Raw genomic sequence first — 14,542 nt, forward strand, 5'->3', positions numbered from 1 at the left:
AAGTTCTTAGTAAAAACAGTACGTTAAGTCTGCAGGCCAATATTTAAAGGTTAACAAATGAAAAAAATTATAATGCTTATATGTTTATCAACCTCCGCATTAGCTGATATTAATTCTGATGTTAACTCTCTGAAGATTAGAGTGGGGGCACCTTTTATCACATTAGGCCCTGCTCCAAATATGATTGATAATTTATTTAATTCTATTAAGCTCAGTGATAACTCGTTTTTATGTTTTACCGCAAATTCATATAGTTACAAAATGACAGGAAGCGATCCCTTTTGTCAAAAAAGTAATTTAACTTCAGTCATTGGGCCGGTTCCAAATGGATACGCAGACTGTGGATTATGGATTAACGATGTGCAAATAGATCCTAATAATAAACATCATTTATTAGGTTATGCACATGCCGAAACAGCATGTACAAATTCCGGGACCCATAAGTCCATGAATTTAGTTGAATCAAATGATAATGGTAAAACATGGAATTTGACAGGACAAATTATTACTGGCATGGATCAACCTACACTCGGAAAAATAACCGGTGAAGGTGATGGAAACGTTATTTCAGGTACAGATGGTTATAATTATTTGTATCTATTACGCAATAGCGACTATCGTACTATTGTAGCTCGAGCTTTAAAAAGTAATCCCGAAGGCCCATGGTATAAATATTATAATGGAGCGTGGAATTCACCTGGTCTAGGGGGAAATGCTACGGCTCTTAATGCGTTTGGATCCGCTTCGGTATGGAGGGAGAAAAATTATATAATGCTTTTATCCTTACCTAATGGGAGTGAAGGAGTAAGGGCTTCATTTTCTCAGGATTATATTAATTTTACTCCGTTACTTGATCCTATGCTTGTGAGTGACAATTCAAGTTGGAATCGCACCAACAGCTCCACAGAGCTATTCGCCTATCTTGCCGCTACAGGGAAACAAGGCGGGCGTGTTTGGAATAATGGGCAGTTCCTAATGAGTTATATGTATTTAGAGCCGATGACGAATTTTGGCTCCCGTTATCTGGTGAAGCGAGCTGTTTCTATTAGTGTAGACACTAAAATTAATGATGGGTCTATTCCACAAGTTGGGGTTGAATTAAGTCGATGGATAAATCCTATAAGCAATGACTTTTGGACAACTACAGCAGCTACTCCAGGTTTGTATAAATATGTGAATGCCTTGGGCTATTTAATGACGAGAAAACTTACTGGTAAACAAGCACCCGAGACTGTCGCAATTGAAGAGTGTATTAGTAATTGGACTGGAGGCACGGATCATGTGATTACAATCGATGGTACCTGTTCTAATTCTGGTTATACTCGTCTTCGAACTTTGGGCTGGCTGTATAAAGAAAACCTTCCAAACACGGTAGCCTTATATCGATGCTGGAGCCCCACCAAATATAAATCACATTTTGCTTCTACAGATATTAATTGTGAAGGCGAAACAACGGAGTTTATTTTAGGCTACATAATGATCAGTTAAATTAATTTTTAATCTTGTTGCATTACTATTTGGGCATCGGCCAATTAACTGTACCTAGATGGATTTATTTGTAGGAAGGAAAATGTGATGCTAGAAGGCCTTTTTTATTAAGAAAGCCGGCTTTGGCACATTATCCTAAAGGGGAATAAAAAGTTGCTCAAAGACCTTAGGATAACGTTTTTTATTCGACTTAGGCTTGCATAATGAGGGTGCGGTGAAGTTATCTTTAGGCTGATCTTGCATAATTAAATTAACGTACTGAAAATCATTGGCACTAATAAAATCGATGAGAGAACAATATAATCCAACCGATCGCAATTTAAAAGTAAAATCAATTTAAGAAGAATCTGAGGATAAGTGGTCAACTTATATTAAATATGTAGCCATATTTTAATCAGTATGCTATGTTTACAGGCTTATTTGGTATTTGAGTAGAATCATGAGATTAGCTATTAAAATGATACAATATTTTATCATTACGGGATTATTATTGAGTTTAACTGCTTGTGTAAAAACAAACCATCAGGGAAATGGAGTAGCTTCTTATAAGGTTAAGGGTAAGGTATATACTCCTCTTAGATCTGCCAAAGGGTACAAAGCACGAGGATTAGCTTCGTTTTATAGTAATCGCCTACATCATCATAAGACATCCAATGGGGAACGCTATAATATGTATTCGATGACCGCTGCGCATCCTACGCTCCCATTTAATACTCGATTACGAGTTAAGAATCTAACTAATGGACGAACAGTAGTGGTTCGCATTAATGATCGAGGCCCTTTCTATAATAAACGAATTATCGATGTTTCTTATGCGGCCGCACGTCGCTTAGGGCTCAAAAGCCCTTCTATGGTAGAAATACAGGCTCTAAGTTAGAAATATAAATTCTGCGTAAAAGTTATTTCTGCGATGGGTTACTTGAAACACTGGTAATACGAAATTCACCCCATTTAGTACTATACTTTATTTGATAATATATAACTTCTTTTATTCACTTCATCGAGTTTGCCGGCTCACAGTTCCACCCAAGCCATTAAAAACTCTATGATTAAAATCTATTTTAAATAGTATGGGCATTATTAAAGGCTATAAAATACTGGAAACGCTTTATCAAAGCCCCAACACCGTCCTTTACCGCGGTTTACAGCTTCTTGATAATCTCCCCGTTATGCTCAAATGTCCATGCTCTGAGCACCCTTCCCTTAAAATTCTTGCAGATTTACAGCATGAATATTTTTTACTTAAGCAACTTAATATTCCAGGGATTATTAAGCCCTATGCACTCATTCAGCAAGGTCACCTTACTGTTTTAGTTTTAGAAGATATCAATGGGCAAACCTTAAAGAATTTTTTACAAGAAAAGCCATTGGAACTGGATGTTTTCTTCAAAATTGCCTTACAGCTGGTCTATGCCTTAGCGGAGCTACATCAGCAACACATTATTCATAAAGACATTAAACCCGCTAACATCATTATTGAGCCTCATAGTCTGTTAATCAAACTGGTCGATTTTAGTATTTCTTCACAGCTGCTTGAGGAAACACAAAGCTATAATAACCTCCGTCTCTTAGAGGGTTCGCTGGCGTACATATCGCCTGAGCAAACGGGGCGAATGAACCGAAGTATTGACTATCGCACCGATTTTTATGCTCTGGGAGTCACTTTTTATGAAATGTTAGCAGGCCATTTACCTTTTGATGCAACGGATATTCTTGAGTTGGTGCATTGTCATCTTGCGAAAACGCCAGTCCCTCTATCATCGCTTCCTCTCAATATTCCAACGATGCTGAGCCAGATTATTATTAAACTAATGGCTAAAATGCCAGAAGAACGTTATGCAAGCGCACGAGGTCTGGCAGCAGACTTAGCCGAATGCGCCAGGCAATGGCAATCAAAGCAAGCCATCACTGAATTTGCTTTAGGTACTATCGATATCAGTAATCAACTTCAGCAAACACAAAAACTGTATGGGCGTGAAGAGCCAATTGCAGAGCTACTTGCTGCTTTTGAGCGCGTTAGCCAAGGGAAAAATGAAGTGGTTCTAGTGTCTGGCTATTCCGGAATTGGTAAGACCTCGCTAATTAAGGAAATATATAAACCGCTGACCTGTCGTAAAGGATATTTTATTCAAGGTAAATACGAGCAATTACAGCAGAACAAACCTTATAGTGCGCTTATTGATGCGTTACAAAGCCTGATTAAACAAGTATTAGCAGAGCCTGAGCAAAAACTTAAACATTTAAAACAAGTTTTACAGCAATCTATTGGCAATCAAGGGCATGCACTACTTGCTTTAATTCCCTCGATTAAACGGCTGCTTGGCCCGCAATCACTTTTAGAAAGTACTCCTGGCGATGCTCAAAACCAATTGGCGTTTGAATTCCAGCAGTTTATAAAGGTGTTTTGCAGGGCAGATCATCCATTAGTTATTTTTTTAGATGATTTGCAATGGGCAGATAATGCCTCCTTACAATTACTTCAACGTTTATTAGGGGATACAGCTAATAGTTATTTTATGTTGATTGGCACTTATCGCGATAATGAGGTGGATTTTGGCCATCCATTGATCGAGTTCCAGAAAACCCTAACGGCTAATGGAATAGTCCTAAATGCCATTAAATTATCACCATTGACCCTTTCTCACCTGCAACAACTAATCGCTGATACGCTGGGCTGCGGACTTGCACGGGCAAAACCCTTGGCTGAAATCCTGCAGATAAAAACGGAAGGAAATCCTTTTTTTATCCATGAGTTTCTCAAGACTCTGCATCATAATCATCTGTTAACCTTCGATTATGAAAAGGGCCAATGGCAATGGGATATTATGCAAATCGAACAACAGCATATGACAGCAAATGTCGTCGATCTACTCATTAATAACATTCAGCAGCTATCACCACCAGCACAAGATAAGCTTAAATTAGCCGCCTGTATTGGTATCCAGTTTGATTTACACACCTTATCGGTTATCGGCCAACAATCTGTATCACGCACTCTGAGCTTATTGCAGGAAGCCTTGCATGCCAACCTCATTCAGTTAGTCTGCGGCAATTACAAGACCATCGATTTGCTGGAAAGTAACGGCTCCTCTCCACAACATTCAGAAGATTTGATTATCTTTCAGTTTAAACATGACCGTATTTTGCAAGCAGCCTATCAGCTTATAGCGCCGGAACTTCGACGTGAATTGCATTTAAACATTGGCCGTTTATTGCTAGCCAACGCAGATAAGAACTCGGATGATGAAACCTATCTTAGCCAAATTGTACGCCATTTAAATGAAGCTTCGTCATTAATAACCAAGCCTGCAGAGAGATTGGAACTCGCCGAACTTAATTTGCAAGTAGGTAAAAAAGCAAAAGCTGTTGGCGCATACCAAGCTACCAAAAATTATTTCAGTATGGCTATTTCCCTATTACCCCAAGATGCCTGGGAAAATCATTATGATCTAACCTTTGCTTTATATTGTGGCCTGGCTGAAAGTGAATTATTAACTGATGAGCACCAGCTAGCTAAGCAGCACTTAAACCTGCTCTTTAAGCAAGCTAAAACCAAGTTTGATAAACTCCTGGTCTATCAGCTCGATATCATACGGCTTAGCCTTGCGAACCGTTATGACGATGCGCTGCAGCAGGGATTGGCGGTATTACGCCTATTTGGGCTTGACCTCCCTTTATATCCTAAACCTTATCATATTTTAACCACATACTTATCTATCGAATGGCGATTGTATGGTAACAAATTTACTAATTTGGATTTAACCCAGCGAGCTAGTAATGAATACAGTTTGTTGCAAAAAATCTTAAACCAGTTATACGCTTCTACCTACATCACTTCGAACAAAGAATTATTTGTTTTACTCATATTTCATGCGGTTAAACTATCCTTACGCTATGGATACACCCCTGACAGTTCCTATTGTTTTGCAGCTTATGCATTTGTATTACTCCATGTATTTAAACGACATGACGCAAGTTTTAAATATATTGCACTTGCTTATCAGCTTGCTGAATATTACCCCGATCCTTCGGTATTAGCTAAAGTGGAGTTTTGTATGGGACATTTTCTCCATTTTTGGAAATACCCACTTTCCCAATCATTGAATTATACCCTACATAGTTATCAACTGGCGCAACAGGCTGGGGATTTAACGACCGCAGATTATAGCTTTATAAGTCATTTTTTAAATCAATATGCTTTAAGCTACCCTCTATCTGGCCTTTCAAGCACCATTAGGGAGGTATTAAAGAAACGTGACCCAGATGACTATTTCTATCCGGTCTGGATTTTGTTGAAATATTCCATAATAAACTTGCAGCATTCGCCAATAAATAAAAATTTTGATCAAGAAATAATACAGTCCTTTCAATCTGTTTCTGAATGCCAAACTCAACATGAACAGGCTTGTTTTTACTTTTGCGCTATAAAACTCGCCTATTTGACCGGTAAATTTTCTTTAGCAGTGGCAATGGGTCTAGAGGCAGAGGTATTTTCAAAGTCGGCTATAGGAACAATCACCTATGTGGAAGGACAATTATATTATGCATTAAGTTTAGCTGCGAGCTACAAAACAGCCACCATCAATGAGCAGCATTGTTACAAAAAGAAGCTGCTCGCTATTCAAAAGGCTTTTAAGCGTTGGTCAGGATGGTGTGCTATCAATTTTGAGCCCTATTATTTAGTGATCAGTGCAGAAATCTTCGCTATCCAAGAAAATTATCGCAAGGCAGGTGATTTGTACGATCAAGCGGCTCAACTTGCATTAGATAATAATTCCCCTCAGCTTACTGGCGTTATAAATGAATGTGCCGCTCGCTTTTACTCACAGGAAAATAAACCGCACATAGCAAAACACTATTTTCGTGAGGCGCATTATGGGTACGAGCGTTGGGGAGCACTCGCACTTTGCCAGCGTCTAAAGCAACAGTCTCCCCAATCGTTTTATGATTATGGGCATCCTAAAACTTCCTTACAGCAAAAGGCCATAACTAACACCCAAACATCAGCCTTAAGCAGTGATCTATCCATAGATTTTATGGCAATTCTCAAATTAGCCCAAACGATTGCCAGTGAAATACAGTTTGATAAGCTATTAAAAAAACTTCTGCAAATTGTGCTGGAAAATGCTGGCGCACAACGCAGTGTACTTATTATAAAGAAAGACAATTCCTGGCTTATCGAAGCAGAGGGTACTTTAGAACAACAACATATTTGGCTGGTAGATGCAAAGAATGTAGAGACACGTACCGACTTACCCCTCACGGTTATTAATTATGTACAACGCACCGAAGAAGCGGTGCTAATACAGGATGTCGTTAACGACATCCAATTTTTAGATCCTTATTTGCAGCAGTCTAAATCGAAATCAATACTAATAATTCCTTTCTTCTATCAAGGCCAACTAAGACGCATTCTTTATCTTGAAAATAATATGCTTAAGCATTGCTTTACTGCTCAGCACTTACAGGACCTTACTATCTTGGTTTCCCAGGCCGCCATTTCATTAGAAAATGCTTACCTTTATTATCAAGCAACCCATGATCCATTGACAGGTTTTGCCAATCGTAATTTGCTCTTTCAAATTTTTCAGCAGAGCGCTTCGCGTTTATCACGTGAAGCCAAGCAATTAGCCATAATTTTCCTGGATTTGGATTATTTTAAAACTATTAACGATACTATGGGTCATGAAGTCGGTGATAAGCTACTTATCTATTTTTCAGAGCAAATTAAAACGTGTCTACGTGCCGGGGATTTGCCTGTACGTCTGGGAGGCGATGAGTTTGTAATTTTACTGGATAGCCTTGATGAAAGCGTGCAAGTAAAGGCCATCATAGATAAAATTTATCGGCAACTTGCTGCCCCTGTTACTATACAAGGTCATACTATCCATATTTCAACCAGCGCTGGCATCAGTTTATTTCCAAAAGATGCTACAGATATTCAGGGGCTTTTAAAGCAAGCGGATACTGCTTTATATCGAGCTAAAGAATTGGGCAGAAACCAGTATCAGTTTTATTCAGTAGCATTAACTCAATACATTCAGCAAAACCACCATCTGGAAGCTGAGTTCGAAAATGCATTAGCGAATCAAGAATTTTGTTTATTTTATCAGCCAATCTTTGATTTAGTAAGCAAACGCATTATAAGTCTTGAAGTATTACTGCGTTGGCAGCATCCAACTAAGGGATTGCTAGAAGCCAAGCAGTTTATTCGATTACTCGAAAAAACACCGTTCATGTTGCCCGTAGGGGAATGGGTTCTGCGTACAGCCTGCCAACAAATTAAGCATTGGCGAAATAAAAATTTACCGAGGGTTCCTATAGCAGTTAATATTTCTGCATTGCAATTTGAAAATCAATTTATTAGTAAATTAATTGCTGACATTTTAGCAGAAACCCAGCTAGAACCTGCCTATTTAGAGCTTGAGTTAACTGAATCCATTCTTATTGAATCAGCCAACGTTATAAAAGTGATGAAGGCATTAAAAAATTTAGGCGTTAATTTAGTCATTGATGACTTCGGCACAGGCTATTCCTGTTTGGCCTATTTGTCACGTTTACCCCTTAGTAAATTAAAAATTGACCGCTCTTTTATTAAGAAAAATCAGGTAAAAAAACAAGATAAGATTATTTTAGAAGCCATTATTGGATTAGCTCACCGTTTACAGCTGCAGGTGATTGCTGAGGGGGTTGAAGATATTTCGCAAGTGAATTTATTACGTAGCCTGCAAGTTGATGCAGTGCAAGGCTATTATTTTAGTCGTCCCTTATCCGTAAATGACTGTGAACTTTTAATGATGAGAAAAACCCATGGTGAATTAGTTCTATCCCAAAGAGGCTCTCACAGAAATGATTGTTAGATACACGTAGCAACTGCTCAAGACAGTTGCTACTCTTTGGTTGTTATGAGTTATAATAGGGCATCTATTTATGAGTAATTAAATATTAATCATATCGCCCCTTAAAACTTCCAACTTAGCCAATAATCATATAATTTTTGAATATTATTCGAACACAGTATAGTTTGCGCTTGAGATAGACGCTCAACAGGCCAATCCCACCAGGCCATTTCTTCTAGCTGTGCAATCTCATTCTCGCTAAAACGCCGACGAATTACTTTGGCAGGAACACCAGTTACAATGGAATATGGTTCAACATCTTTAGTTACTACCGAACGAGAACCAATAACAGAACCTGAGCCAATTGTAATACCAGGCATAATCATGGCTTCAGCACCAATCCAAACATCATGACCAATGATTGTATCCCCCGCAGGCTGGTAACCATCAAGAGCTTCTGCAAACTCCGGCTCACCAGTATAGAAAAAGGGAAACGTGCTAATCCAATCCATACGATGGCCCTGGTTGCCTGCCATCATAAACGAGACGCCTGTTCCTATTGAACAAAAACTACCAATAATTAGTTTGTCCACATTCTGATCTGGTAATAAATAACGTGCGCAATCATCAAATGAGTGGCCATGATAATAACCTGAATAGTAACTATAACGGCCTACAATAATGTTAGGATTGGTGACTTGTTGATCCAGGGGCACTCCCTTAAATGGACTTTCAAAATAATTATTGCTGCTCATAATAAATGCTCGTCGAGTATTCTAGTTAATCTATATTAATTTTTTTTAAGCAGCCAATCAATTTTCTTCACATTAATTTTTGTTTAATTAATCAATTCTTTCTTTTATCAAGGCAGAACAAAGATATAGCAAAGCCTTAAGTTACCAATTACTTAATAGTTACTTAATAATCAATTGTTAAAATATTGTCTATTTCGTAAAAAAATAGGACGATTCAATGAAACTAAAGGAATTGTTAGAAAAATATCTTCAAACTTCTTACGATAAAGCCGATTCTATTAATTACATTACCAAACATAAAATAGACATTAATATTCCACAGGAACTTTCTGAATTTATTGAAAAAATTAACGGGAATGAGTTGATAAAAGAAAAAGAATTTCATTTGTTCTCAAAGCAGTTATCCAAGCTTAATGAAAAAGCGAAAGAATGCATAATTCATTTACTTTCGTCCATAAGTTTTAATAAATATAAGGAACAAAAAGAAAACATTAAAAATGCGGTTATGAATATTGAGCGCAACTTAGCTGAGGGCAAAAAACTGCCTAAAAGCTCAGGAGAGAATGCCGCAAATTACATAGGAATATTAAATTGTTACCAGCTCTTTGCTCATCACGTTTCTATATATGAAGGAAGCAATTACTTCACTTATCCTGGGGTTACTCGTAAAAAGCTAAATAATATTATTGTTAAAATCCCCTTTGCACTTAATGCCTTAAGATTAGTTGGAGAGTTACCAACGACTGATAATTTCAATGGATTTAATCTAAGCAAACCCTTTTATCCTTTACAATTAGACATTATTAAAGCAGAAGTAATAGGCTTAAAAAAAGGAGTTAAGCGCAGTGATGACTATTTTCCATATAAAATGGTAAAGAAAATCGCTAGAGGAGCTACTGGTGATAATACTTTTGTCGCTACAAATGGTAAGAAAATACTTTTTGTACGTGGCGTAGAAGATTATTCTCCTGATGCTGTTCTTGCTTCTAAAATTGCTACTTTAGTGAGCCCCCAGCATTTCTCTTCCGAACGCTTATTAGATAACCGCTTGGTTGGCTCACGAAAAATTTCTACCTATGCAGTCTCTTTAGCAGATGACCGTACCCTTGATCTTAGAAACAGGTATATCGAGCAAGAAAAGAGAATATTTCCTGGTTCAGGTATTATTGATGAGGTGACCAACTTTATTGATGAAACGGATCCGAACATTGAGAATTATGGGCTTTCTTCCACAGATATTTATCAAAGCCACTTAACTAAAATTGATTTTGATAGATGCAGTGTTACTTCAAAAATGTCAAAAAAAGAATACGAACGGGATATATTAACTCGCTCTATTGGGGGAATTTATCGCAACCTGCCTCATATACACAGTGCTTCTGATTATATCAAAGAGAAATTATTTGCCCGATTAAAACTCGCTATGCTTACCAAAGAATTACTTCGTTCTCTTGCCAATAAGGCTTTTGCACCGGAAGATGCGCAATCCAGGGATAGAGCAGTTAAGGAGTGCATGAACCGCAGTACTATCGCATTAAAGTTATTTTTTAAACATAATCAAACTAAAGATTTTCTTCACCAAGACCCTACAATACTTAACCAATGCTACCATCAAATCGCCGGATACATAGCAACTCATTTTGCAGCGGAAGACCAAGAGCTATTGCAATCCTCATTAAGAAAGCGAGTTGAGGCTATTCAGGTTAAAGTTAAGAAAAAATTAGGGATAAAATTAACGCTTACTGATTATGTAAGACTGGGAATTGAAGAGGTATCCGCTGTAGCAGAACCGATAGTTGCTCAAGGCAATAATTCTTTTATAGAGCCAGAGTCACTTATGAAAGTACAAGCTGAGCCCGAAGTTGCGAAATCTGAAGGCACCTTTTTATCACGTAATTGGTTAAAGTTGTTAGATATCACTACCTTAGGTAAGAAAACAGCCGATGAGGAGCATCGAGTATCCAATGTGGAGGGCAATGAAGATGCTTTAAAACCTTCGCCCGATGTACAAAACTTGATCCAACAAGTTGAAGTTGCTAGACAATTGCTTGATAATGAAATAGTCAGAGCAGAAAATGCGCTTGTTCAGATACATAAAAAATCAACCGCCAAAACCCAAGACCCTGAACAGGATGTATCCAGCAAATTTGAGGCATAGGAAATTGAAATGAATGAGCTAAAATTTTTTAAGAATTTTAAACAAACCTTCGATGCTCTGGAAAACCAAGCTAGCGCAGAAGATCTTATTCAGATGCGGCAAATTAGGGCACAATTACATGCCGAACTGGATAAATATAAAGAATGGGTAAGTCATAGTTTTGATTCATTATGGGATAAACGGAATCAATATAATCAACTTTTAGCAGATAATATTAATTATTCCCAGTTAAGTCCTGAGCAATACAAACAGGTTACAAAACAATTTAAACAACTTGATTGCGATATTAACGCTTTAAGCGATTTCCTTAAAGAAATAAATCCTGAAGTGACACTTACATCTTATGAAAAAAAACTAAAATCTATCAATGAGCAAATTCACACTCTTGAGCAAACAGCGTCATGCACATTATAAAATAGGCTGGCTGTTAAACCCAGCCTATCTTACCTTATAAAGACGTCTTAATTAATCATCATTAGCAGCTCATCAGCTTGATGCCTTGTGTTATTGCGTTGTAATTTTTCTTCAAACATTTGCAGCTCATGCGACACATCAGTATATTCACCCGCATCAACCAATGCCAATAAATTAGGATTTACCAATCCATTTTCGCAAGGATAGATGCTAGAAAAATCACGTTGCATTACGGCTAATATTTCCGGTTGTAACTCAGACCATAGCGCAGATAGACCTTCATTTTTCAATTGTTCCAAGGCATCAGAATTCTTGGCCAAATATCCTTTCAATACTTGACGTACAACACAAGGCAATTTTAAAGCAGCAGTAGCCGGTGTAATGAAACTCACCTCACAAAGCTTATGGATTTTTGCCATGCCTTCGATCATTTTGTTAAATGCACCGCCTTCACATGATTGATGAGAACCTGACCGTCCACTGTCTGCTCCAGATTCCGATAAGGCATATTCTCGATCAACCTCATATAGAGCAGCATAAAAACAGGCTTCTGCTGTTTCTTGAGTCACCCCTTCGCGCCATTGATTAGCATCTCGAACTGCGGCCCAACAATATTGCAGTAATAATCGGGAGGAAATGCCTGATGCTGCCTCAGTATACCTAGAGTGAGTTAATTTATTTATTGCTGCATTCAAACTATCCAGTATTTCTTTATCGCTTCGTTGGCCAACTAAGTTTGGGTCATAATTTCGAACACGTTGGGCCACTGAAATGTCCAACATCGGATTAAACACTACGGAATTATTTCCATAATACTCATACAACCGAGTAGCTGATTTAGCTGTACTATTATGCACACTGGCCGTATGAGTACTTTGACGTCCATTCAAATTTTGAGCCAGTGCGGCAACTGGGCGCGCCACTTCTCTTTCCAATTGGGTTAATCGGACAAAAGGCTGATTAACTGCCTGCAAACCGTTTAGATTATCAATCACTCTGACATCAGTCCAAAAAGCACGATGTTCTAAAAGAAAATCGAAAATTTCTTGATTTCCCAGGATACGCTCCTCTGCATCAACAACATGGGTTAAACGCTCCATAGCATATACTAAAGCCAGGTTTTGCGGTTGCTCTAGTAAACGCCGAATATTATAGGGGTTGCGTATTCCCATTTGTTCAAGACGATGTAAAGCCACATGTAACGCGGTATAAGCCGTTTGTATGGATAACACAGCCGCACAGGCTGCACCAGATGGTGGTGGAGGTGGTGGAGAACCCGGGAAGAACCATCTTAATAAAGTGATTCCAATAACAATAGGTGTTACTGCGATGGTAAACGCTAATGCCACCCCGAACGTTATTGCTTTAATTGGTAATGCTATTGCCCATGCTAATAAATTAAGAAAATGGCTGGCTTTGCGATCCTCAAGATAGGTATCTGCGATAAGTTTTCGCGATAATAAAGGCAATAAGGTGAAATCTAAAACCCCTTTTTGGCCAAACCCTCGGAAGTTCTTATCAAAATGATCTCCATAAAACACCGTAAATGTTTCGCTAATGCCATCTAATAAGGATAAATTGCGGCTCCATAAAAAAGGAATAACCAGATCTAAAGTTAAATCCGGCATGTTCTGCCCAAGTATATCTTCTGAATAAATATGCTTTGTAGCGCGAAATGTTATATTAGAATTAGCCGATACAGGATTTAGTGCAGAAAAAAAAGAAGGCATTTTATATTCCCTGGAAAATTTCTTGCACATACTACTATAAAAATAGCCAATGAGCAAAATATCCATGCACATACAATCTTGATTATCACAGCCTGTAATTACATTGATATAAATATAAAAACAAGCTGTTTATGAAGGTTTTAAATTAATCCTCTGAGTCAATTTCTAATAAATGCAATTCTTGAGCCTGATATCCTTGCTTTTGAGCAAAATAAACTAAAGCCTCTTCGCGTCCATGGGTTACCCACACCTCCTGTGGATTAACTTCTAATATAGTTTGAGTTAATTCGTACCAATCTGCATGGTCTGAAATAATTAAAGGAAGCTCGACTCTTTTTTGTTTGGCACGCGCTCTGATTTGCATCCACCCCGAAGCCATGCCCACTAATACATTAGCAAATCGTCGAGACCATTTATCATGGAGCGAACTCGGTGGGCAAAGAACTAGTGTCCCTTGAGAAGAAGTGAGATCCAGTTCCGATGCCAGCTTTAAACACCCCAAATCAATACCTTTACTTTGATAAAAATCACAAAATTTCTTTAGGCTTCCATGCAAATAAATAGGGTCATGGTAGCCTAAAATTCGTAACGTTCTAATAAGCCGCTGGCATTTACCTAAAACATAAACCCCAATTAAATGGCAACGCTCTGGAAACATGACTAAAGAGTCAAAAAGTTTTTTTATTTCCTGTTCAATGGGTGGATGTTTGAAAACAGGTAATCCAAAGGTGGCTTCGGTAATAAATACATCACAAGGCTCGCTTACAAAAGAATCGCAGGTAGGATCAAAGGTACGTTTGTAATCACCCGATATAATTAAGCGCCCCCCCAAGTAGCTAATTACTATTTGCGAACTACCGAGAATATGGCCGGCAGGCAAGAAATATATTTCGACATCATTAATTTGAATCTTTTCGAAATAATTTAATGAAACAATATTGGAGGTATATTCTTCTCCATAGCGTATTTGCATTAGAGCATGAGTATCTGGATGCGCAATTATCTTTTTATGTCCAAAAACGGCATGATCCGCATGAGCATGAGTGATAATCGCACAATCTACAGCATCCCTAGGGTCAATGTAGCATTGAGCGGGAATACAATACAATCCTTCGTTTCGAACCTCTACCCATTGACGTGGATGAGCCATTTCTTTTC

The 14,542-nt window shown here is 38.0% G+C and carries 8 protein-coding genes; 5 read left to right on the plus strand and 3 right to left on the minus strand.

From position 1 onward, the window contains the following. The first annotated feature begins 57 nt into the window (after nucleotides 1-57). The 3 genes from BN3124_RS14000 to BN3124_RS14010 all read left to right on the plus strand — a co-directional run bounded on the left by BN3124_RS14000 (nucleotide 58) and on the right by BN3124_RS14010 (nucleotide 8,348). Nucleotides 58-1,488 carry a hypothetical protein gene (locus tag BN3124_RS14000; RefSeq protein ID WP_058535392.1) on the plus strand — a complete coding sequence of 477 codons (1,431 nt, stop codon included), beginning with the start codon at nucleotides 58-60 and terminating at the stop codon, nucleotides 1,486-1,488. 439 nt (nucleotides 1,489-1,927) lie between these two features. Beyond that, entirely contained in the window at nucleotides 1,928-2,365 is a 438-nt protein-coding gene (locus tag BN3124_RS14005) for a septal ring lytic transglycosylase RlpA family protein (RefSeq protein WP_058535393.1), read from the plus strand. Between the two features lie 193 nt (nucleotides 2,366-2,558). Beyond that, nucleotides 2,559-8,348, plus strand: coding sequence for an EAL domain-containing protein (locus BN3124_RS14010; protein ID WP_058535394.1), 5,790 nt, complete (start codon nucleotides 2,559-2,561; stop codon nucleotides 8,346-8,348). Nucleotides 8,349-8,449: 101 nt separating this feature from the next. Here the strand turns inward: BN3124_RS14010 and catB are convergent, their stop codons facing one another. Next, nucleotides 8,450-9,082, minus strand: a complete 633-nt coding sequence (gene catB, locus BN3124_RS14015) for a type B chloramphenicol O-acetyltransferase (protein WP_058535395.1) — start codon at nucleotides 9,080-9,082, stop codon at nucleotides 8,450-8,452. A 217-nt stretch (nucleotides 9,083-9,299) separates the two neighbouring features. On the opposite strand from catB, the gene BN3124_RS14020 reads away from it, so the two are divergent. Together BN3124_RS14020 and BN3124_RS14025 are read left to right on the plus strand one after the other, a co-directional pair. Beyond that, nucleotides 9,300-11,240, plus strand: a complete 1,941-nt coding sequence (locus tag BN3124_RS14020) for a hypothetical protein (RefSeq protein WP_058535396.1) — start codon at nucleotides 9,300-9,302, stop codon at nucleotides 11,238-11,240. A 9-nt stretch (nucleotides 11,241-11,249) separates the two neighbouring features. After that, on the plus strand, nucleotides 11,250-11,654 hold the full coding sequence (locus BN3124_RS14025) for a hypothetical protein (protein ID WP_058535397.1): 405 nt from the start codon (nucleotides 11,250-11,252) through the stop codon (nucleotides 11,652-11,654). A 47-nt stretch (nucleotides 11,655-11,701) separates the two neighbouring features. Here the strand turns inward: BN3124_RS14025 and BN3124_RS14030 are convergent, their stop codons facing one another. Both BN3124_RS14030 and BN3124_RS14035 read right to left on the minus strand, forming a co-directional pair. Then, nucleotides 11,702-13,384 (minus strand): hypothetical protein, encoded by a 1,683-nt coding sequence (locus BN3124_RS14030; protein ID WP_058535398.1) that lies wholly within the window; start codon nucleotides 13,382-13,384, stop codon nucleotides 11,702-11,704. Between the two features lie 145 nt (nucleotides 13,385-13,529). Next, on the minus strand, nucleotides 13,530-14,534 hold the full coding sequence (locus BN3124_RS14035) for a ligase-associated DNA damage response exonuclease (RefSeq protein WP_058535399.1): 1,005 nt from the start codon (nucleotides 14,532-14,534) through the stop codon (nucleotides 13,530-13,532). Nucleotides 14,535-14,542: the final 8 nt, after the last annotated feature.

The organism is Legionella saoudiensis (genome assembly GCF_001465875.1).
GTDB classification, from domain to species: Bacteria; Pseudomonadota; Gammaproteobacteria; order Legionellales; family Legionellaceae; genus Legionella; species Legionella saoudiensis.

Coding starts and splice junctions, on each gene's coding strand:
- BN3124_RS14030 (WP_058535398.1), bottom strand. CDS start 13,384: ATGCCTTCTTTTTTTTCTGCACTAAATCCTGTATCGGCTAATTCTAAT.
- catB (WP_058535395.1), bottom strand. CDS start 9,082: ATGAGCAGCAATAATTATTTTGAAAGTCCATTTAAGGGAGTGCCCCTG.
- BN3124_RS14000 (WP_058535392.1), top strand. CDS start 58: ATGAAAAAAATTATAATGCTTATATGTTTATCAACCTCCGCATTAGCT.
- BN3124_RS14020 (WP_058535396.1), top strand. CDS start 9,300: ATGAAACTAAAGGAATTGTTAGAAAAATATCTTCAAACTTCTTACGAT.
- BN3124_RS14005 (WP_058535393.1), top strand. CDS start 1,928: ATGAGATTAGCTATTAAAATGATACAATATTTTATCATTACGGGATTA.
- BN3124_RS14010 (WP_058535394.1), top strand. CDS start 2,559: ATGGGCATTATTAAAGGCTATAAAATACTGGAAACGCTTTATCAAAGC.
- BN3124_RS14025 (WP_058535397.1), top strand. CDS start 11,250: ATGAATGAGCTAAAATTTTTTAAGAATTTTAAACAAACCTTCGATGCT.
- BN3124_RS14035 (WP_058535399.1), bottom strand. CDS start 14,534: ATGGCTCATCCACGTCAATGGGTAGAGGTTCGAAACGAAGGATTGTAT.